Origin of the sequence: Limnohabitans sp. 2KL-1 (assembly GCF_003063435.1) — a bacterium.
Classification (GTDB): Bacteria; Pseudomonadota; Gammaproteobacteria; order Burkholderiales; family Burkholderiaceae_C; genus Limnohabitans_A.
Map to the genome: position 1 here is coordinate 148,235 of NZ_NESL01000002.1, position 21,307 is coordinate 169,541.

Consider the following 21,307-nt stretch of genomic DNA (forward strand, 5'->3'; position numbering starts at 1 on the left):
GCAACACATGAAAATCATTTCCAAACAAGAACACCAGACCGCCAGCCAAACCGGCGTCCTGGAACTCGCCAACGACCTGGACCCACGCACGCTCGACCTGAACGGTGTCACCCGCATCGACCTGCAGTTCCCGGCCTTCACCGATGGCCGCGCTTACAGCCAAGCCTTTTTGCTGCGTCGTCGACTGGGTTTTGCCGGTGAGCTGCGTGCCACAGGCGACGTGCTGATCGACCAGCTGGTGCAAATGCAGCGCACCGGCTTCGACGTGGCCGTGCTGGCCGATGGCGTGGATGCCAGTGCCGCCCAGCGCCAGCTGGACCGCTATGCCGGTTTCTACCAAGGCTCGGCCGTCGAGACGCAACCTCATTTTGCAAAGGCCTGACGTCACTGCGAGCGAAGCGCGGCAGCCCAGTGCCGGATCGCCACGCTGCGCTCGCGATGACGCGTAACCACATGACTTCTTCCTTCATTGCCTCTCGCAACGCCCCGGCCAAGGCCACCGATTTGCACGCCAAAGCCAGCCCCGACTTTGCCGCCAAACTGGCCGAAACCCGGGCATTGCTGCAACGCGCTGCCGCTGAATTTTCCCCCGTCACCCAAGCCTCCAGTCTCGGTGCCGAAGACGTGGTGATCACCCACCTCATCAACCACTTGCAGCTCGACATCCCGGTCTTCGTGCTGGAAACCGGCGCGCTGCACACCGAAACCCTGGCCCTGCTGGAGCGGACCCAGGCGCACTCGCGTGCGCCGATCAACGTGTTTCGCCCCGTGCAGGAATCGGTCATCCAGTTCGTGCGCGACCAAGGCCAAGACGCGATTTACCAAAGCATCGAACTGCGCAAACAATGCTGCGGCGTGCGCAAGATGGAGCCGCTGGCCCGCGCACTCCAAGGCCAACGCGCCTGGATCACCGGCTTGCGCCAAGAACAATCGACGGCCCGCGCCGAGGTGCCGCTGCTTGACACCAGCGAAGAAGCCACGAAAAACCTGGCCAAGTTCAACCCTTTGGCGAAATGGACCTGGGGCGATGTGTGGCACTACATCGCTGAGAACCAAGTGGACTACAACCCGCTGCACGACCAGTTCTTCCCGAGCATCGGCTGCGCGCCCTGCACCCGCGCCATCAGCCTGGGCGAAGAATTCCGCGCCGGTCGCTGGTGGTGGGAAGACGAGGCGGCCAAGGAATGCGGCTTGCACGTCAAAGCTTGATGAGTCTGATGTGGGGCGGACTCGGGGGCACAGTGGGCTCCTCAGAAGTCGCTTCGCGCCACACATCGTCGCCCCCTGCGCCCCCGAGCCCACCCCACATCACGTCAACCGTTGCGGGTCACCCCGTCAACGACTTGACCGAATTTGAAGAGAAATGAACATGAATGCCATGACACAAACCGAGTTGCACACCCTGAGCAACAGCCACCTGGATGCGCTGGAAGAAGAGACCATCTTCATCCTGCGCGAAGTTGCCGCCGCCTTTGAGCGCCCCACCCTGCTGTTTTCGGGCGGCAAGGATTCGCTGGTCATGCTCAAGTGCGCCGAAAAAGCTTTCGGCGCAGGCCGCATCCCCTACCCGCTGCTGATGATCGACACGGGCCACAACTTCACCGAAGTGACCGACTTCCGCGACGCGCGTGCCAAAGAGCTCGGCGCAGAACTCATCGTGCGCAACGTCGAAGACTCGATGAAGCGTGGCACCGTGCGACTGGCCCACCCCGGCGAGAGCCGCAACGTGCACCAGTCGGTCACGCTGCTCGAAGCGATCGAAGAATTCCGTTTTGACGCGCTGATCGGTGGCGCCCGCCGCGACGAAGAAAAAGCCCGAGCCAAGGAGCGCATCTTTTCTCACCGCGACAGCTTTGGTCAGTGGCAGCCCAAGGCCCAGCGCCCCGAACTGTGGACGCTGTTCAACCACAAGCTGCAGCCGGGCGAGCACTTCCGCGTGTTCCCCATTTCGAACTGGACCGAGCTCGACGTGTGGCAGTACATCGCCCGCGAACGCATTGCGCTGCCGTCGATCTACTACACGCACAAGCGCGAAGTGGTGGACCGCCGAGGCTTGCTGGTGCCCGTGACAGAGCTGACCCCGCCCAAAGACGGCGAAAAAGTCGTGGTGCGTGACGTGCGATTCCGCACCGTGGGCGACATCACCTGCACCTGCCCGGTGGAAAGCGATGCGGCCACGCCCGAGCAGATCGTGATCGAGACGCTGGCCGCCGATGTGAGCGAGCGCGGCGCGACCCGCATGGACGACAAGACGTCCGAGGCTTCGATGGAGAAGCGCAAGAAGGATGGCTACTTCTGACCTATAGCTGATCCATCCCCTGTGGGAGGCCGCCCCTGCGGCCGAATGGGCGCTCAAGGAGCATCACCATTCGCGAGCAGGGGCTCGCTCCCACAGAACACGAACAAAAGACGAATCATGCACAACGAACAACACTTTTCTGCACTCAAATTCATCACCTGCGGCTCGGTTGACGACGGCAAGAGCACGCTGATTGGCCGCCTGCTGGTGGACACCAAGGCCGTGCTGCAAGACCACCTGGCCGGCGTGCAACGCTCTGGCGAAACCGATTTGGCCTTGCTGACCGACGGCCTCTCCGCCGAGCGCGAGCAAGGCATCACCATTGACGTGGCCTACCGCTACTTCAACACCGAAGCGCGCAAGTTCATCATTGGCGACGCGCCCGGTCACGAGCAGTACACCCGCAACATGGTCACGGCCGCATCGAGTGCCGACGCCGCCGTGGTGCTGGTCGATGCCATCAAGCTCGACTGGGCCAACCCCGACCTGCAACTGCTGCCGCAAACCCGCCGCCACTCGCTGCTGGTCAACCTGCTGCGCGTGCCGTCCATCGTGTTCGCCATCAACAAGCTCGACGCTGTGGCCGATGCCACCGTGGCGTACAAAAACATCGCGGGGGCTTTGGAAAAATTTGCCAAAGAAGCCGGGATCACCATCACCGCCATGGTGCCCGTATCGGCCCTCAAGGGATGGAACGTGGTGGACACCGACAACAATGGTCATAGCGACTGGTGCGGCTACACCGGCCCCAGCCTGCTCAGCATCCTCGAAGACCTGCCCGTCACGCCTGCCGAGACCGATGTGGCTTTCAGCTTCCCGGTGCAGTGGGTCGAAAAGTTTCACGACTCCGGCGTGACCACCCAAGGCCGCCGCGTGTTCTGGGGCCGTGTGGCCACTGGCAGCATCGAGCCGGGCCAGACCATCAAGGTCTTCCCGAGCGGCCAGACCGCCGTGGTGTCGCAGGTACTGAGCGCCACCCGCCAGCCGCAAAACAAGGCCGCAGGCCACAGCGCAGGCATCGTGCTGGACCGCGAGGTGGACGTGTCGCGTGGCGATTGGCTGCTGGCTGCCGTTGGCGCCCCCGAAGGCCAGCGCCAGCTGAGCACCACCATCGCCTGGATGGACGACGAACCCCTGGTCGCTGGGCGCCTGTATTGGGCGCTGCACGGCCACCGCTGGGTCAAGGTCAAAGTGCAGCGCGTGGTGCACCGCCTGGACGTGAACACCCTGGCCGAAGAAGAAGCCACCGAGCTGCTCCCCAACGCCATCGGCCACGTCACCCTGGCCCTGCAAGAGCCGCTGGTCACCCTGCCCTTTGCCCAGTCGCGCATCCTGGGCGCGCTGGTGCTGGTGGACACCGCCAGCCACAAGACCTCAGGGGCTGTGTTGGTCAATTGATTCACCTTCAACCCCTTGCCCAGCAGGGGCTGGCTCACAAGGTGCTCAACGATCTCCTTTAAAATCCACGGTTCCGCGCTAATCTGACTGCGCAGCCCCATTTTCCGAGTCCATCATGACCCACGTTGTTTCCGAATCCTGTATCCAGTGCAAATACACCGACTGTGTGGACGTTTGCCCTGTGGATTGCTTCCGCGAAGGCCCCAACTTCCTGACCATCGACCCCGATGAGTGCATTGACTGCGCCGTGTGCATCCCAGAGTGCCCCGTGAACGCGATCTATGCCGAAGAAGACCTGCCGGCCGACCAACAGCACATGACCCAGCTCAATGCCGAGCTGGCCTTGTTGCCCGGCTGGAAGAGCATCACCAAGCGCAAAGCGCCCATGGCCGATGCCGAGCAGTGGAAAGACAAGAGCGGCAAGCTGGCCGAACTGATCCGCTGATTGCATCGCGCATGATCCCCATGGCCGGAATTTCCGGCCTTTTTTCTGGACACCCCGCATGACCCACCCCATCGACACCGAAGCGCTGGTCATTGGCGCAGGCCCCGTGGGCCTGTTTCAGGTGTTCCAGCTCGGGCTGCAAGGCATCCACTGCCACGTCATCGACGCCCTGCCCCATGTGGGCGGTCAGTGCGCCGAGTTGTACGCGGGCAAGCCGATTTACGACATCCCCGGCATCCCGTTCTGCACCGGCAGCGAATTGGTCGAGCGCTTGCAGCAACAAATAGCGCCCTTCAAAGCCACGTTGCATCTGGGCCAACAAGTTGACAGCGTTGAGCGCCTGCCCGATCAACGCCTGAAGGTCACCACTGGCTCAGGCCTCACATTCCACACACCGACCTTGTTCATTGCCGCTGGCGTGGGTGCTTTTGTGCCGCGCCGCATGGTGCTTGATGGCCTGAGCGTCTTTGAAGGCACCCAGGTCTTTGCCGAACACCCCGCGCCCGCGCGCTGGGCGGGGCAGCACCTGGTGGTGGCCGGAGACGGCGATACCGCCTTGCAGACCTGCTTGAGTGCCATCGAAGGCCCACAAGCAGCCGCCAGCGTGACGCTGCTGCACCGCCGTGACCAATTCAGCGCCACGCCCGAGCTGATCGCGCAGATGCGCCAAGCCTGCGCGGCAGGCCGCATGCGCTTTGTGGCCGGGCAGCCCACCGGCCTGCGCAGCGCGGCGGGTCGGCTGGAGGCACTGGAGCTGCTTAACCCGCAAGGTGACACCGAGTGGTTGCCGCTGGATGTGCTGCAAACCTGCCTAGGCCTGTCTCCCAAGCTGGGACCGGTGGCGCAATGGGGCCTGGCCATGGAGCGCAAGCAACTGGTGGTCAACACCGAAAACTTCGCCACGTCGGAGCCCGGCATATTTGCTGTCGGAGACATCAACACCTATCCGGGCAAAAAGAAACTCATCCTCTGCGGCTTCCACGAAGCCACGCTCGCCGCTTTTGGTGCCGTAGCCTTGCTGCGCCCCGAAGAAAAGACCCTGCTGCAGTACACCACCACCTCCACCTTGCTGCATCAGCGTTTGGGCATCGCATAGAATCCAACCCGCGTCGCATGTTTGCGGCGCATCCGCTAGGGGTGTTGAGGGCCGTGAGGTCTTCGACTGAGAAAGTCCCTTTGAACCTGATTGAGGTAATCCTCGCGCAGGGAAGCTTGTCAAAAGAACGGCGTCCAACTCGGGGCGCAGCACGTTCCCAGCCAGCCGACCTGCCATTACGTTGAAGGAAAACGTCATGGCATTTTTTTCGCCATTTTTTTCGTCTCCAGCTCGCCGGTCTTCTGACCGTTGGGCATCTCGCACCACCCACATCGCCAGCGCGGTGGCCTTGCTCTGCCTGAGCAGCGCTCAGGCGCAGTCGCTCACTGAAATCACCATCACCGAGTCGGCCCCTTCACAGGTCAGCGGCTTTGGCGATGTGCCTTTGCGCAAAGCACCCTTCAGCGCCATCACCATCGACAGCCAGACCTTGCAGGACATTGGTGCGCAGCGTGTCTCCGACGCCCTGCGCCTGGACGCGAGCGTGGCCGACAGCTACAACTCACCCGCTTACTGGGACAGCCTGAGCGTGCGCGGCTACAAACTCGACAACCGCTACAACTACCGCCGCGAAGGCCTGCCGATTTCGGCCGAAACCATGATCGGCATGGACAACAAGGAGCGCATCGAGCTGTTCAAGGGCACCAGCGGCATCCAGGCCGGCACCAGCGCGCCGGGTGGCTTGGTCAACTACGTGGTCAAACGCCCCCCCACGGCCAAGGACGAGACCCTGCGCACGGTCAGCGCCAGCTACGGCCCCGGCCACAGCAGCAGCGTCAGCCTGGACCTGGGCGGCCGCTTTGGCCAGGACAAAGCTTTGGGCTACCGCTTCAATGCCGCTTATGAAAACCTGAACCCCTACATCCAGAACACCGAAGGCCACCGCACGCTCATGGCGCTGGCCATGGACTGGCGCCTCACGGCCGACAGCCGCCTGGAGTGGGACATGGAGCGCAGCGTGCGCCAGCAAATCGGCGTCAACGGCTACAGCCTGCTGGCCAACGCCACCGATCCGCTGAATGGTGTGCCCACGCTGCCGGCCGTGGTGGACGGCAGCCGCAACATCACGCGCCAAGCTTGGTCGGTGCCCGGCGTTTTTGCGGGCACCTCCGGCACCTTGCGCTTCAAGCAGAACCTGGACGGCGGCTGGCTGTGGGCCACGCAATACGGCGCACAGCGCCTGCGCACCGACGACCGGCTGAGCTTTGCTTTTGGCTGCACCTTACCCAGCGGTGACTGGCTGGGCGACAAATACTGCAGCAATGGCGGCTTTGACCTGTACGACTACCGCAGTGACAACGAGCGCCGCAGCAGCGATGCCCTGCAAACCGAACTCAGCGGCCAACTTCGCCTAGCTGGCCTGCGCCATGATTTGAGCGTGAGCGTGATGCGCAGCCGCCTCTTGGACCGCTTGTCCGACCAGCAAGCCTACAACTGGGCGGGCACGGGCAACATCGACGGCACGTCTGACAGCCCCGAAGCCCAGCCCACACCGGGCGACCTGAACACCAACCGCAGCGAATACACCACCGAAATCGCGCTGAAGGACCGCATTGAACTGAGCGCCAACACTGCACTCTGGCTGGGCATGCGCCACACGCGCCTGAACCGGGCCAGCGTGCGCACCGACGGCAGCCGCGCCGTGCAGGACGAGCGCAGCTTCAACACACCGTGGCTGGCCATCACCCACCAGATCACGCCCGCCTATCTGGTCTACGGCAGTTACGGTGAGGGAATAGAAACCGACATCGTGCCCAACCGAAGCCGCTACACCAACGCCGGGCAAGCCCTGCCCGCACTGCGCAGCGAGCAATACGAGATTGGCATCAAAGGCCAATGGACGCGCACCCGCTGGCAAGCCAGCCTGTTTGACATCACGCGGCCCCAATCCGGTGATGCCGGCACCTGCGACGAAGTCAACACCTGCACACGCCAAATCGACGGTGAAGCCCGGCACCGCGGGCTGGAGTTGGCCGCAGGCACCACACAAGGCCCCTGGTCGCTGGACATGGGTGCGGCCTGGATCGAAGCCCTGCGCCAAAACGCCGTGATCGACCCCAGCATCAATGGCCAACGCGCCTTGAACGTGCCCCGCATGACGCTGCGCGGCCTGGCGCAATACCGCTTCAGCCAGCTGCCTGGCCTGCGCACCAGCCTGCGCCTGAGCCATGAGGCCGAACGCCATGCCACCGAAGACGGCAGCGTTCAATTGCCGGGCTGGACCACGCTGGACTGGGCCCTGCATCACGACACCCGCATCGCGGGCACACGCACGCAATGGACATTGGCCGTGGACAACCTGGCGGACCGCCACTACTGGCGTGAATCGCCCAAGGAATTTGGCCATGTCTACCTGTATGCCGGTGCCCCCAGAACCTTGCGCGTCGGCATGAAAGCCAGCTTCTGAAATGGCGGCCGCAGATTTTTAAAAAAACTGCGGCCTCCTCTCAAAACGCCCCAAAAATCGCTCTATAATTCAAAGCTGTTCCTCAATAGCTCAGTCGGTAGAGCGCCGGACTGTTAATCCGTAGGTCCCTGGTTCGAGCCCAGGTTGAGGAGCCAATAAAAACAACGACTTAGCCCGCCAAAAGCGGGCTTTTTCGTTTCTGAGCCCGTTTTTGCGACATTTCTGCGACACCTCCGGAAAACTGGCCCAAATACCCCGCAATTTCTGCTGTCGCATGCCACGCTCTTTCAGGAGCCCTTCATGGCATGCCTTTACATCCCTCAGTGCACGATCACTTCGCCATCAATTTGGCGGCCACCTCATCCATCTCCCCTCAGAACTGATGCAGAGGTTTCACGAGACCTTGCGACAGGCGCACATGCGTACGGTACGAGGACGTCACGAAAAACACACGAAGTTGTAACAATTTGTTACGAAAAGGCCGAAAACCCAATATTGCTTACCTATACCGTTTTTTAACCTGGAGAATTTAATGTCTACTATTTCCAAACGGGGTCCGTATCAATTTCAAGCGTTGATCCGCCGCAAGGGGCACCGCCCACAAACCAAAACCTTCGAAACCAGAGCCCAAGCCGAAAGCTGGGCCAGGGCCGTGGAGGCTCAAATAGATGCCGGCTCCTTTCAGGACCGCAGCTCCATGACCAAGATTAGCTTGGCACAAGCTTTGCAAATGTACGGCGAGAAGGTCACCGTCAACAAATGCGAGCCTCAAAACGAGCTGGCACGCATCAAGATGTTCTCCAGACTCCCCATTGCCTCAAAGAGCATGGCCGAGCTCAACGCCCTCGACTTCGTGAATTACCGCGACATGCGGCTCGCAACGGTCAGCGGAACAACCGTTCGACTGGAATTGGCCTTGCTGTCGCATCTGTACACAATCGCCATAAATGAGTGGCGCTGGCCTCTGACCAATCCTCTCAAAAGCATCTCCAAACCACGTGCCAACCCAGCTCGTGAGCGACGACTGACGGAAGAAGAGTACAAAAAACTATTCGCAGCAGTCCACCGAGAAGAAGCGCGCAGCACGCGCATTTGGTTGGATGCTGCCTTGCGGCTGGCTTTGGAGACAGGCATGCGGTCGGGCGAAATACTCAAAGCCAAGTGGTGCGATTTGGATTTGGACAAACGTATTCTGGTCCTGCCTCACACCAAGAACAAGGATCGACGACGTGTTGCCTTGACCATGGGGGCTGTTGAACTGCTGGCGTCGCTGCCACGCCAGAGTGAACACATCATTTCGGGTTTTTATGATGTCAACGGCATGGGGGACGCCTTGCGCAAAGCATGCAAGGTCGCAGGCATCAAAGACTTTCGATTCCACGACATTCGACATGAGGTTGCAAGCCAACGGGCACCGCACGGAACACATTTGATGTTGAAAGACAGCATGGGATGGAAGTCGGACAAGATGGCCTCGCGGTACTTCAATCCTACGGATGAAGAGCGCGTCGAGAACGTTGACCTGATGAACGAAGGCAGCAAAGCGCGTCGTCAAATGCGGTTGGCTAAGGCTCAGGAGGCAAGTCAAGGGGTGAATGTCAAGGCACCACCCCAGGCATGCGATGACGAGAGCAATCAAAAAGCGACCATCAGTTTAGTAACGCAAGGTATTGCGCTAAACAGCCTGCCTGTCAGCAATTACTCGCTCAAGAGCTTTTGCGTGCCAGGCTTGCCATCAGCACTCAAGCAATAGTGACCCAGAAAGTGAGCATGGCCATTTGGCCATGCTGTCATCTTTAACCACAAACGCACGGCTTGCCTACAGGGCGGGCCCGTGCGTCTTTGTTCGTGTGCGCTCAAAACAGGTCCAAGCCCAGATGCTCATGCGCACACACAGCTGCACATGAGTGTGCGCGATCACCACAAAAAATTCAGTCAAAAAAATTGTCCTAAAAGGCCAGCGATTTATGAAATCGAAAAAAATTTCCCAAAAAACGCCTGTTCGTGCGAATCAGAACCCTATACCCAATCAACTGACTGCTTCAGCGAGAGTCCTTGCACCGGCAGTTCGGGAGTTGGCCGATGTACTGGCGGCGATCGCTGCAGCACATCTTGTCATTAACCAAAAAGCTGATTCATAAAAGGATTTCCTATGAACTTTGTAAATTTATCCGTGGCAATCTATGCCCGCTATTCCTGCCAAAAGCAAAACGACACTTCGCTAGAAGACCAAATCCGGCGATGCCGCGAACTCGCGCAACACAAGTTCGGCATTCAAGGCGAAGTGCCTTTCTATACAGATGCCGCGCTCACCGCCAGCGATGAAGACACTTCCAAACGAGAGGGCTACACACAAATGATGGCCGACTGGCACGCAGGAAAATTCGACGTGCTGCTGGTCGACGAGTTCAGTCGTCTCAGCCGCGATGGTGTCGAGCAGGCCAAGCTCGTGAGGACGCTGGAGCGAGACAAGCGGCGCAGGCTGCTCACTTGCGACGGCACCGATACCAACAATACAGATTGGCAACTGCCCTTGGCACTCAAAGGCATGCTGGCTCAACAAGAGAGCCGAAACCTCCGATTTAGGGTAGCGCGTGGCATGGAGGGTCAGCTCAAGCGTGGTTTCATGATTGCCGCACCCGCTTACGGCTACCAGACCCGCCGCGAATACGACGCAGTCGGGAATTCGATAGGCACGCATTGGGTTGTTAAGCAACAAGAGGCCGACATCGTAAAGCAGGTCTTCGAAATGCGATCACGTGGACAATCCATGCACCAGATTGCGAGTTGGCTCAATACTTCAGGTATTGCTTGCCGACGCAAAGCACGCAACCCCGATGGGGGCTACTGGAGGCCTTCAGCTGTCAAGAACATGCTGCAAAACACCATCTATAAGGGCATGTTTTTCTTCAGGGGTTCGGTTGCCTTCCGCAAGAAAATGCGTGATATGAACGCCAAGGTGGAGTCTGTGGCCTACGTGCGTGAGCAACTGCGGTTGGTCAGCGACGAGTTGTGGGACATCTGCAATCAAAACAAGGTCAGCCGTTCGGGCTATGGCGGCGGCAAACACGCCTTCAGCAGCATTTTCACTTGCGCGTGCTGCACCAGACCTATGAATGTGACGGCCAAGCAACGCTCTCGTTCGATTTACTGCCCTGACTGCATGATTGCCAAGGGTACAGACAACCAGAGACACAGAGAAACAACGACCGTAGGAGTGGATGGTGTTTCGGTCATGCTGAAACTGGCCTTGCAACAATTCATGACACCGGAGTTCATTGTCGCATTTCGCAATGCACTCAAGTTACGACTGACAGGCGGGGCTCAGGAGGAAGTTCGCCAGTGCGAAGAACGGATGCGCAAGCTTCGACAGACAATGGAGAGGATGTCCCGTATGCTGGGCAACCTGGATACCGACGACCCGCTTTTAGAAGCCCAGTACCAAGAATCACGGCTGCGTCTGCAGGAGACTCAAGCGCGCCACGAACAGCTCCAGAGCGGCCTGCAACAAGTCAACGCCCACGCTATTGAAGCTCAGCTAAAGGCGCACCCCGAGATACTGATTGACAAGCTTTTTGATGGCAGTTTCCCACCTGAGCGCCTGAGAGCTTTACTCAGCCGACTGTTTCCCGTTGCGGTCTATGAAGGCAAGAACGGCACTCACACCGCGTACTTCAAACTTCGATTTGCCATGGGGGCGGTTTTTTCGGCCGCCACAAATGACGTCGGCACGCAAGTTGACCAGCAATACGAAGCACGGTTCGAGCTTAGTTACATAAACGCAACCAAGACCGGGCCGAATTGGAGCGCCGAAATGATGGGATTGCCTGTGTTGGTCGCACCCAACGCCTAGGATGCCAATGGCGGCTTACTTTCTTGAACGCAAGAACATCTAAGCACTACACAAAAAACCTGCCCCACAAACAGCAGGTTTTTTTGTATCGTTTGGGTCCCAAAACAGTACAAAACCTAGTCTTATCCAGAGCACCCAAGGTCAATTTGATGACCAAAAACGGTCCACCCAGCGCTATCCGTGCTGCTGTCTGATCGTTTTAAAAAATATTTTTCGTTGTTGGGTGGTGACTCCGATCCGACAGATTGCCGGGAACACCGCATGTTTTTAGATTGTGCGGCACCAGGTCGTCTATGCGGTAACCCAAAAAGTGGAAGTTTTTACATTTTTGAGGCCAAGAACTTTTTAATGTCGCGCTATACCTTTATGCACAACTTGTTCAACAAGCGACTGCAGCTCTCAAGAATTTTCTTGAGAGACAACTTAAAAAGGAAAAATCTAATGTCTCTATTTGAAAAGGCAAATCAGTGCAAATACGTGGAAGCGATGCGAAAATTTCTTAGGCTTCGCAAGAAAGGATTTTTAGAGGAAGCGGGGTTCAGAACCCAAGCCGGAAAAGTGGGGAGATTGCGTCGCTTTGACCCACTGGTGCTTGGAAAGCTTGAGGCCCGCGTCAATGAAAAGGCAGCTCGCGTAGACTCTAAAGATACGACGCTGCCCGAGCGGATTCGTTTGGCACGTGACTATCAACTCATGACGGATGTTCAGATTGGCCGAGCAATAGGGGTGACGCGAGAGCTGGTAAGGCGCTGGGGAAAGGGGTTGAATAAGCCCACCAACTTGGAAAAGCTTGCGCGGGTACTAAACGTCCCTATTGGATGGCTTGAAACCGGAGATGCAAAGTTGTTGCTCGCCAACTCATCCTTGGGTGTTCGCGTGGGCCACGATGCAGCAATTCACAGGGAGGCTCTCTTTGCACTGACGCAGCAGCGTTTGGGTGAAATGGGCGAATGTGGAGATGCTTCCCACATTCAAGCATCGCTTGAATGGTCTGTCTTTGATACGCCAGCACTGGCATCAAGGGCTCGCAAGGCAGGAGGTCGTTGGCAATATTTCGAAGGTTCAATGCATTTTGTTCCATGGGTGCCCACAAAACAGCCTGAAAAAACTCGGCGAGACTGGAGTGATGCTGTTGAAAACATCATTTCTGAAGAACTTGCTAGGCCAAAACAGACAGTCGTAAGGGCGTGGGAGCAAATGCAACAGCGCTGCAAAGCACTGGGACTGAAAGAAAACGAATACCCGAAACGGATTTCGTTATTCAAGAGAGCGCAAAAACAACGCATCTGGGCTGAAAAATATGGTGTTGACCTCAATTCCATGATTGAGGAATCCATCCTGAAACATACCCGAATGCATCGTCAAAAAACTACATGATGCTTAAATAAAAAGTTGTGCAACCTCTAAAAGCCGGCGATATTCGCCGGCTTTTTTGGGCCATTCAAACAAATGGTGAAAGGCTCATTGACGCGGCTGTTCGGCTAGGTGAGCAGCTTGTCCATCACGTCCTTGAGGTGTACGTGCGGATCCTGCCCATTGAGCGTGGCCGACTGGATCAGGCTCTTCACCGCAGCGGCGTGTTCGCGTGCACGCATTTGGCAATGCCGCCAAAATACTGCCAGGAGTGGCGGTATGGTTGGCGACGACGCTGCGTACGCCGCTGTTCTTGTCTTTCGCTAATGCATCTAAGACGATCACAGGAACTAAATTTTGCTGAAGAACGCTTCGACATACATCACTGTTTGAGTCTCTCGCCATTACCTCCAGGATGCTCGCGGGCGTAGAACTGTTCTTGGCAACACTTATTCGCACTTCGCTGTTTTTGTCTTTGGCCAAAACTTCAAGTAAGTCCACGGGCGTAACTGGATTTTCGGCAATGCTGCTTCGTAAGAAGTGTTCTTTTTTTTGTGCTAGTGCCCACTTAAGATCTGTTGATATCGACGGATTTCGGACTATTCCCAAAAGCACAAAATCATCTTTGTCTTTAGTCAATTCCTCCATTACGGATGTAGGAGTCGAAGGGTTCGCTGCAACGCCACTACGCACTGAACTGTCCTTGTCTTTCGCCAACACCTCAAGAACATGAACAGGTGTGAAATGGCTCTCAGCCGAAAATCGACGCTCCCAGACATCTGGATCTTTTGACAATTGCTCAAGAACTGCTTCACGGACAGCCAAGGGTGTATTTGGATGCCGCGCAATGTAACGACCTATTACATCGTAACCAATCAGTCGCTGAATGGCATCAGCTGTCCACGTGGTCTTGGCAAGTTGGTCCAACACCGCCAGCCAATCCGGTGTGCCTTCATTTGCCTGCTGCAGCCTGAAAGCGAGAGGCAGATAGGGCCACTGCGCAAGGCAAATATCACAAGCTATCCAAGCACTCTCAAGTTCATGAATAGGCATTGATTTGAATCGATCCTTTACAGCCTGCTCGAATGACGTCTGTAGATCTTCATGGGGGTCACTTGCATCAACACCAGTAGGCTCCTTCACCGTCTCACGCACAGATTGGTGCTGACTTGCTAACAACTTTTGCGTGGCCTGTTCGGGTGCCTTGGCATTCATAGCCACCGCCAATTGCACCTTGGCTTGCTGATGACCCGCAGCCCAGGTCAGCAAAGATCCAGGGCAATCTGCTTGCTTGAGTAGTCGAACCAGCAGCGCTTCGGGCACCTGTTCCATGAGGTCTGGGTTGACCATCAACAGCAGATCCAGTGCCGGGTTGGACAGGAACTCCTCGGGGAACTGCTGACCCAGTCGAACGAGGTGTTCTGGCGGCGTATTCGGATTAGCCGCTACGTTCTGTCTCGTCGTCTTATCGATGCTGTGTGAAAGTTTTTCTAAGAGATAGGTGCTAGCTCGGGGGTGTTTGGCCAAAAGCCGGTTGGTCACATCATCCTCGCCCAGAAGTGCCGTGAGGCTTTCTGAAGTAGCCCCTGGGTCATGTGCTGGACTCTTGGGTTTGATGATCCTGGACGCACTTGCCTTCTGGGGTTGGATTTTGGTGACCGGTTGATCTTTTTGTCTGGCAAACTCTTCTGATGACACTGCCGCAGCTTCGCTGGTAGAAAGAGCAGCACCTACTTCAACATAGCCTTTACCGGTCTTTTCTGAGATCAACTTGGCAACATTTTTGCTGACCTCCGCAGTGCCACCAAACAACTTCTCCTGGCTCTGCCCATTCGTTCCCGTTTTACCATACCTGACCGTAACGGTGCTATCAGTCTGAATCACCTCCCAGAATTTCGACGACTTCTCGTCCTTATATTCGAAGGTTCTTCTTGATTCATTGACCATGGTCTCTCCAAAGTTCGCATGTTTTGGGTTGAAGTGGGCTCAGTAGGGCTTGAGTTGCAAAGAGCACTGGACGACCTCTACGCATGGTCTTGCAATCTTGCTACCTCCCCAAACGGAAAGCCAGGGGTCTGCAGCCCTCCAGGCATTACCACCCAAAGCACGGGTGAAGTCGGTGGACTTAAGGGGAAGGAGCCAAAACCATCGGTGAAATAGATGCAAAGGGGTTGCGATCCACTTAATTCCTGCTGCTGAACCCAGTCAAAGAACGGCACAAAGGAAGTTCCTCCTCCCCCTTTTGCAGCAGGTATGCCAGAAGCCAGATTGAATTCGTGTGGCCCGTATAGGCTTGCGTCGGCAAAGAACAACGTGCCGCGTATTTGCGGGTACGCATCCAGGATGCCCTGAACTTCAGAAGAGAATGCACCCAACTCTCGGTCGCCGATGGATGCGCTGGTATCGATGCAAATGGCGACCTCCACTGACTCACCGACCACGTCCTCAAGGTACATTTTGCGGTGGATAAAGCGCCGGTCGAAACCACCAAAGTCGTAAGGCGTGGCCACCATGAACTGCCACAGAAGCTCTCGCCAAGCAACTTGTGCACTGGTGGCACTTGCAAATTCGCGTGCGCCACCAAGGCCATGCCTGCCAAACCCTTTATTGATGCGCCGTGCCACGGCCCCCGCCTGTTGCAAGGCAGCGCGCCAATGTCGTTCAAGTCGTTCTGCCTTATCCCGTTCCAGGCAATCATCACCAGAGCCGTGCTCATTAGCGGGTACGCCCTCTCCTTCTCGTTCGGCCAGTTCAGGCATGAGGTCCAGCAACGTGATGGATGGCACTTTGCTTTTACCCGCTGAAAATTGCTCGTAGACCTCTTCAACGCTCAGGTGCGCCAGTGATGGAACCTCCACCCCACCCTCGGGTAGTTCGTATGCGGTGTCGCTTCGGATCATCCCATTGACAACAATGTCTGCAGCGATGTTCCACAAACGGGCATCTCGCTCTCTGCGACGGTACACATGCTGAAGAGCTGCGTGCAGCAGTTCATGTGCCACCAAACCACAGAGTTCATTGGTTACCAGTTTGTCAATGAAGACCGGGTTGAACCAAAGTACACGGCCATCTGTGGCAGCAGTATCGATGTCGTCGGTCACACGAAGTTCAGCAAACAGTGCCAAGGTGCCAAAAAATGGGTGGTCACCCCGGATGCGCATCAACGCCCCCTGTAAACGTTTGGGAATATCTTGAGTCACTGGCAATCCTGGATGGGAATTCTTCAAGTACTGAAAATCAGATCACGCATGCTTCGAGCGAAATCCTTCAGTTCCGGATGGGTGCTTATCAGTCGCGCCAAATCACCGAACTGACCTTTTTCTCGCAAAGACCTGAAAAGATCAGTCGCAAAAAACTGGACCCATTCAGCGCCAGCCGTTTTGACCAGCCAGCTCAGTGCATGAACACCTTTTTCGGGAGAGTCAGCGCGAACGATCAACCCCAACACAGTGGCATAACGTGCTGAAGCCTCAGCGGGGAAACTTGCCTTGGTACTGCCCGCCAAAATCGACTCAAGATCGGGCAAGCCCTGATAAACCGCACAGAAAGCCTCCAGTTCGCCAGCAACACCCGGACCAATGGCGGGCGCCACCGACAAGTGAGCACCCAGTAAGTGATTGGCCATGACCCACGAGCGTGGTGATGGCCAGGCCGGCCGCTGTGCATCGATCTGGTGCAGCAATGTGGGACGAAAGGCAAGAAATGCCAAGATCTGTTCACTCAGGCACTCACGCAAACCCCATGCCTTAAAACTGTCAAAGTCAGGCAACAAGTCTAGGTGGATGAAGCGGTTGGCCAGTGCGGAAGGCATCTCGAAAACAGCTGCCCGGTCTGACTTGCGGTTACCAGCAGCCCAGATGAACCAGCCCTCGGGCACCTGGTAGCTGCCCACACGTCGATCCAATATGAGTTGCTGGGCAATGCCCTGCATGGCTGGTGGTGCCATATTGATCTCGTCCAGGAACAGAATGCCCTTGCCTTCGGTGGGTAAAAACTCAGGCGGAAACCAACGGGAAACACCGTTTTCCGCCACGGGCAGGCCGCGCAGGTCGGTAGGTGCGAGCTGGCTCAGCCGCAGGTCGACCAGCTGTAGCTCATGCTGCTTGGCGATTTCAGCCACGATGCTGGACTTGCCAATGCCAGGCGGCCCCCAGAGCATCAGACTCAGTTGTAGTTGGTGCTCGACCAGGCGGCTCAGGTAGGGAAGGAGTTCTTGTGGTGTCATGTTATGTTGGTGCAAGTAGAAACCTGAGATCCGAACAGGGATGCTTGTAGGTCATTGCCAAAGTATTCTCTTGGGCAGATCGGATCATCCCCCCAAGTTCTGAATAGCAGGCTGTGCGGGTCATGTTGTAGCCTGAAGTCTGAACCGCGCCGCCCCTGCCACATCCTCTTCACTGTCCTGCAAAAGCAATTTCAGGATGCCTGCGCTCGCTCCGGGGTGCAACGCTGCGCCCAGTCGCGTCAGCCAGTCCTTGGATCGCGACGCCTTGGTCAGCACCTTGTTGTCAGCGCCCTGATTCAGGTAATCCAGCCACTCCAGGGCGCGCAACAGGTCGTCGGTCGAGATGGGTGTTTGCGGAACGGGCGTCTTGTCCGCAAGAATGCAGGCTTCTCGCTGTATAGCGCGCTCCATCCGATTTAACCAGCATTCAATATGACTCTCACGAACCTCGAAAGGGGCCGATGGATTGAAGGCAGCGGTGATAGCTACGTGCTCATTTGGGTCCCGCGCTAGACAGGACAGAGCAGCCACAGAGGTTGAGGGGTTGAGTGCGACAGCGAGCCTGACTTGGTCGTCAGACTCCCGGGACAAGGTGTCCAGCGCCGTTAAAGGAGTTGAGGGGTTAGCCGCGACAGCACGTTTAATGCTGCTATCAGCGACGGATCGTTCCATCCGAACCATGCCAGGAAAGGAATAATATATTTCAATGCGCATCGGGTCGAGCATTGACAAAGCCTCCAGAACAGACGATGAAGTGGAAGGGTTTCCCGCCACTTTTTCACGAATGTGCCATTCAGAGTTCTTGAACAAGGCCTCTAGCACCGAACCAGGCGTGGCGCGGTTGGCGGCAACCGATTTCAGGATCGAAATGTCTGAATCTTCAGAAAAGATTTCCAGTAAAGATACAGGTGCTGAGGGATTACCAGCGACTGCACGCCGAACCAAACTCTCGGAGTCCTTGGACAATGCTTCCAGCACAGATGAAGGCGTGAATGGATTTTTCGCGACACTGATGCGGAATTCGGCTTTAGCAGACTTGGATAAGGCTTCCAGAACTCGCGCTTTCACCGACGCAGGCGTCGAGCAATTAGCGGCCACCTGCTGTTTCACTTCGTGATTGGCCGATTTCGACAACGCCTCCAGCACCGGCACTGGCGTGGAGGGATTCGAGGCAACGTCAAGCCTGACCTCAAAGTCAGCATCCTTGGACAATGCCAACAGAACAGACTCGGGCGTGGAGCGATTCCCGGCAGCATATGAGCGGATACCTTCATCACGGCTTGTGGCCATCGTTTCCAGTAATTCCGGTGGAGCATTCGAATTACACGCCACCTGCGCCAACCTTGAGCCTCGCAGCTTTAACAAGCCCTGGATGATTGGGGTTCTATTCTCTGGAGGCAACACAGGATTTTTCAAGGCAGCGAGCACAACGTCCAGGCTGTCGTCTTCAGCCAGTCTAGTGATCACACCCACCGGGCATTGTGGATCCTGTGCCAGTGCTAGCCTCACTTTGGGTTCGGTCGCCTTCGCGCCCATTTCCCACATCAGTGGCTGAAGCTTCTGGCCCAGCTTGGAACAAACTTGCGGTAGAACGCGGTCGATTTTTCCCATCACCCGCAAAGAGTTCATCACCTCGCCAACGTCCACCTGATCGCCCCATGCATCATCAGAGACAACCCTACACAACATCACTGGTTTATCGCCCGCGATCTGTCTGATTCGCTGCATCACTTCGGCCACTGCGCGTGCGAGGTTGAGGTCTTCCTCATCCAGGTTGTCGCTTGTTGTGCCGACTTTCGGGTTGGGTACTAGCGATCTCTTCGCCAGCGAAGCCACCAACGGATGGGCATCGCCACTCAGCTTCTTGATCAGGTTTGGCGGTGTTCCCGGATTTCGAGCCACCGCTGCACGCACCAGCCAATCCGTCGACCCCACCACCTTGACCAGCCTGGCGGGCTCGATGAAAGGTCCTGCACAAAGTGCCATCAAGGGAGCCAAAGCTCTTTTGGCTAAAACAGCCTTGTTGGGATCCTTACCGGTATAGCTGAGCAATGATCCGCTCTCTGCCGCCGTGCGGATCTCAGCACTGGCTTGCGACAATTCACGAAGATACCAAGGGCTGTCGGTGGCTGGGGTGTTTAAAAACCGTTCGACAATAATCTCAGCAGTCTTGGGGCTCAAGCTGGGGTTGCACAACAAATCAGCCCATTCGCTTTCCTCTTGGGCGTCTTCAAGCAAGCTTTCCAGAGCATCAGGGCTAAGCCCCCGCGCGCTGCGCAAGGCGCTTTGCACTTCTTTGCTCGAACTGGTACGGAGTTGCTGGAAAATCTTATAGCTGCGATGGGCTTGATTAGCCAGCGCGACCAGCAAATTCTTGTCCTTCGCCAGAGCCTCCAGTATCTGCACGGGGGTGTTGGGGTTGTAGGCGACCGCACTGCGCACGTCTTTGTTTGAGTCCTTCGCCAGAGCCTCCAGTATCTGCACGGGGGTGTTGGGATTAACGGCGATCTTACTGCGCGTCCAGACTCCGTCGTTCGCTAGGACCTCCAGCAACGGCACAGGGGCATTTGGGTTGGTGGCGACCATATCGCTGGAGTATTCGTCCTTCGCTAGGGCCTCCAGGGTATGCACTGAGGTGTTGGGGTTGGCTGCAACCTTACGGCGCACGTCAATATTTTTACCCTTCCCCAGAACCTCCAACACCTGCGCAGGGGTTTTTTGATTGGCAGCGACCTCACAGCGCACGTCAATATTTTTATCCTTCGCCAGAACCTCCAGCACGTGGAGGGGCGTGCTGGGGTTTGCGGCGACCTCAGAGCGAACGTAATGGTCTTTACTCTTCGCCATGGCCGCCAGAAGATGGGCGGGTGTGATAGGGTTATAGACAAGCGACTCGGCAACGGTTTTGTCCTTAGCGAGAGCCTCTAGTACCTGCACTGTGGTATTGGGGTTGATCGCGACCTCACAGCGAACGTCATCACTTTCATCCTTCCCCAGAACCTCCAGAATACGGGGGGGGGTACTGGGGTTTTTGGCGACACTACTGCGCAAGAAATAGTATTCGTCATTCGCCAGGGCCTCCAGCACATGGATGGGGGTGCTGGGGTTTTCGGCGACACTCATGCGCAAGAAAGGGTCTTCGTCCTTCGCCAGGGCCTCCAGCAACTGCACAGGAGCGTTGGGGTTGGAAACGACTGCACGCAGTAGTTTTGCACAGGGCAGGCTTGCTAATCTAGCAAATACAGCCTGAGGCAGCATTCCTACTTCAATTCCCTTTAGTGCTTTCTTATGGGATGCAATTTCAAGTCTAAAAGTAATGGGCAGGGCACTCCACTGCGCCAATCCAATATCTCCGGATGACCAAGCTTTGAGTAAGTCATTTAATTCCAAGGAGCCTAGTCGTTCTCTGACTGCTTGCTCAAAAGCCTGCTCGGGATCCTGCCCAAGTGTTGTGCCTGGCTTGCCCCGTACAGCCTCTCGAACAGCTTGGTGCTCACTTTCCTGAAGCCGCTGCCTTGCTTCCTCTGTTGCGCTGGCGTTCATCGCGACCGCCAGTTGTATCTTTTCATACCACTGGCCTGCAGCCCAGGTCAGCAAAGAGGCCGGACAGTCCGCCTGCTTAACTAGGCGAACCAGCAGCGCCTCGGGCACCTCTTCCATGAGGGCCGGGTTCACCATCAGCAAAAGGTCCAGCGCTGGATTGGCCAGAAACTCTTTTGGAAACTGTTGACCCAGCTTGACGTAGGTCGCAGGCTGTGTGTTGGGGTTGGCTGCCACACCTTGCCGCGTGGCCTTGTCGCTGCTGTGCGAGAGCTTTTCCAGCAGGTCTGCGCTCGCCCTGGGGTGCCGGGCCAGCAGACGGTTGGTCGTGTCGTCCTTGTTCAGCAGTGCCAGCAGGCTTTCGGAGCTGGCTTCAGGATCCTTGGCTGGATCAGTGGAAGCCGTCTTCTTGGCTGGTGTCGCCGCAGGAAGGGGTTGGCTGGCGATCAGTGATTCAGAGCCCTGGCCCGACTCGACATAGCCCTTGGCGGTCTTCTCCGCCACGAGCTTGGCCACATGCTTGGTGGCGGCGACGACATCGGCAAGTTCCTTGGTCTGAGTCTGGCCGTTCGTGCCGAACTTGCCGTAGCGCACTGTCACGGCCGAGTCATTTGTCGTGACTTCCCAGAACTTGGCGGACTTTTCATCTCGAAATTCGAAATAGCGTTTCTGATGTCCAGTGGTCATGGTC

The 21,307-nt window shown here is 57.0% G+C and carries 14 protein-coding genes, 1 tRNA gene, 1 pseudogene and 1 riboswitch; of the genes and pseudogenes, 12 read left to right on the forward strand and 4 right to left on the reverse strand.

What is annotated here, in order from left to right; all coding sequences use genetic code 11:
- The first annotated feature begins 7 nt into the window (after window positions 1-7).
- The 12 genes from B9Z47_RS05330 (at window position 8) to B9Z47_RS05380 (ending at window position 12,875) form a co-directional block, all read left to right on the forward strand.
- Window positions 8-382 (forward strand): DUF934 domain-containing protein, encoded by a 375-nt coding sequence (locus tag B9Z47_RS05330; RefSeq protein WP_108330226.1) that lies wholly within the window; start codon window positions 8-10, stop codon window positions 380-382.
- Window positions 383-453: 71 nt separating this feature from the next.
- Complete coding sequence (locus B9Z47_RS05335) at window positions 454-1,209, forward strand: phosphoadenylyl-sulfate reductase (protein WP_108330227.1); 756 nt, start codon at window positions 454-456, stop codon at window positions 1,207-1,209.
- Window positions 1,210-1,369: 160 nt separating this feature from the next.
- Window positions 1,370-2,299 carry a sulfate adenylyltransferase subunit CysD gene (cysD, locus tag B9Z47_RS05340; RefSeq protein WP_108330719.1) on the forward strand — a complete coding sequence of 310 codons (930 nt, stop codon included), beginning with the start codon at window positions 1,370-1,372 and terminating at the stop codon, window positions 2,297-2,299.
- A gap of 117 nt (window positions 2,300-2,416) precedes the next feature.
- Window positions 2,417-3,697 (forward strand): sulfate adenylyltransferase subunit 1, encoded by a 1,281-nt coding sequence (locus B9Z47_RS05345; RefSeq protein WP_108330228.1) that lies wholly within the window; start codon window positions 2,417-2,419, stop codon window positions 3,695-3,697.
- A gap of 115 nt (window positions 3,698-3,812) precedes the next feature.
- On the forward strand, window positions 3,813-4,142 hold the full coding sequence (gene fdxA / locus B9Z47_RS05350; protein WP_108330229.1) for a ferredoxin FdxA: 330 nt from the start codon (window positions 3,813-3,815) through the stop codon (window positions 4,140-4,142).
- Between the two features lie 58 nt (window positions 4,143-4,200).
- Complete coding sequence (locus tag B9Z47_RS05355) at window positions 4,201-5,238, forward strand: NAD(P)/FAD-dependent oxidoreductase (RefSeq protein ID WP_108330230.1); 1,038 nt, start codon at window positions 4,201-4,203, stop codon at window positions 5,236-5,238.
- Window positions 5,239-5,265: 27 nt separating this feature from the next.
- Window positions 5,266-5,368, forward strand: a riboswitch (TPP riboswitch).
- Window positions 5,369-5,434: 66 nt separating this feature from the next.
- Complete coding sequence (locus B9Z47_RS05360) at window positions 5,435-7,645, forward strand: TonB-dependent siderophore receptor (RefSeq protein WP_108330231.1); 2,211 nt, start codon at window positions 5,435-5,437, stop codon at window positions 7,643-7,645.
- A 79-nt stretch (window positions 7,646-7,724) separates the two neighbouring features.
- Window positions 7,725-7,800: transfer RNA gene (locus tag B9Z47_RS05365), tRNA-Asn, on the forward strand.
- A gap of 377 nt (window positions 7,801-8,177) precedes the next feature.
- The gene (locus B9Z47_RS05370; protein WP_108330232.1) at window positions 8,178-9,398 is read left to right on the forward strand and encodes a site-specific integrase; all 1,221 of its coding nucleotides are present in this window, start codon (window positions 8,178-8,180) and stop codon (window positions 9,396-9,398) included.
- Between the two features lie 214 nt (window positions 9,399-9,612).
- Window positions 9,613-9,786, forward strand: a complete 174-nt coding sequence (locus B9Z47_RS18535; RefSeq protein ID WP_158271622.1) for a hypothetical protein — start codon at window positions 9,613-9,615, stop codon at window positions 9,784-9,786.
- Between the two features lie 11 nt (window positions 9,787-9,797).
- Window positions 9,798-11,498 (forward strand): recombinase family protein, encoded by a 1,701-nt coding sequence (locus B9Z47_RS05375; RefSeq protein WP_108330233.1) that lies wholly within the window; start codon window positions 9,798-9,800, stop codon window positions 11,496-11,498.
- Window positions 11,499-11,678: 180 nt separating this feature from the next.
- Window positions 11,679-12,875: a helix-turn-helix domain-containing protein gene (locus B9Z47_RS05380; RefSeq protein ID WP_146185755.1), complete on the forward strand. Its 1,197-nt coding sequence runs from the start codon at window positions 11,679-11,681 to the stop codon at window positions 12,873-12,875.
- Window positions 12,876-14,594: 1,719 nt separating this feature from the next.
- Here the strand turns inward: B9Z47_RS05380 and B9Z47_RS18850 are convergent.
- From B9Z47_RS18850 to B9Z47_RS05400, 4 genes and pseudogenes are all read right to left on the reverse strand, one after another.
- A pseudogene (locus B9Z47_RS18850) lies at window positions 14,595-14,798 on the reverse strand (WGR domain-containing protein); the annotation flags it as partial.
- A 77-nt stretch (window positions 14,799-14,875) separates the two neighbouring features.
- Window positions 14,876-16,051: a VWA-like domain-containing protein gene (locus B9Z47_RS05390; RefSeq protein WP_108330236.1), complete on the reverse strand. Its 1,176-nt coding sequence runs from the start codon at window positions 16,049-16,051 to the stop codon at window positions 14,876-14,878.
- A gap of 23 nt (window positions 16,052-16,074) precedes the next feature.
- Window positions 16,075-17,076 (reverse strand): AAA family ATPase, encoded by a 1,002-nt coding sequence (locus tag B9Z47_RS05395; protein ID WP_108330237.1) that lies wholly within the window; start codon window positions 17,074-17,076, stop codon window positions 16,075-16,077.
- Between the two features lie 120 nt (window positions 17,077-17,196).
- On the reverse strand, window positions 17,197-21,303 hold the full coding sequence (locus tag B9Z47_RS05400) for a WGR domain-containing protein (protein ID WP_108330238.1): 4,107 nt from the start codon (window positions 21,301-21,303) through the stop codon (window positions 17,197-17,199).
- Between the last annotated feature and the right edge of the window lie 4 nt (window positions 21,304-21,307).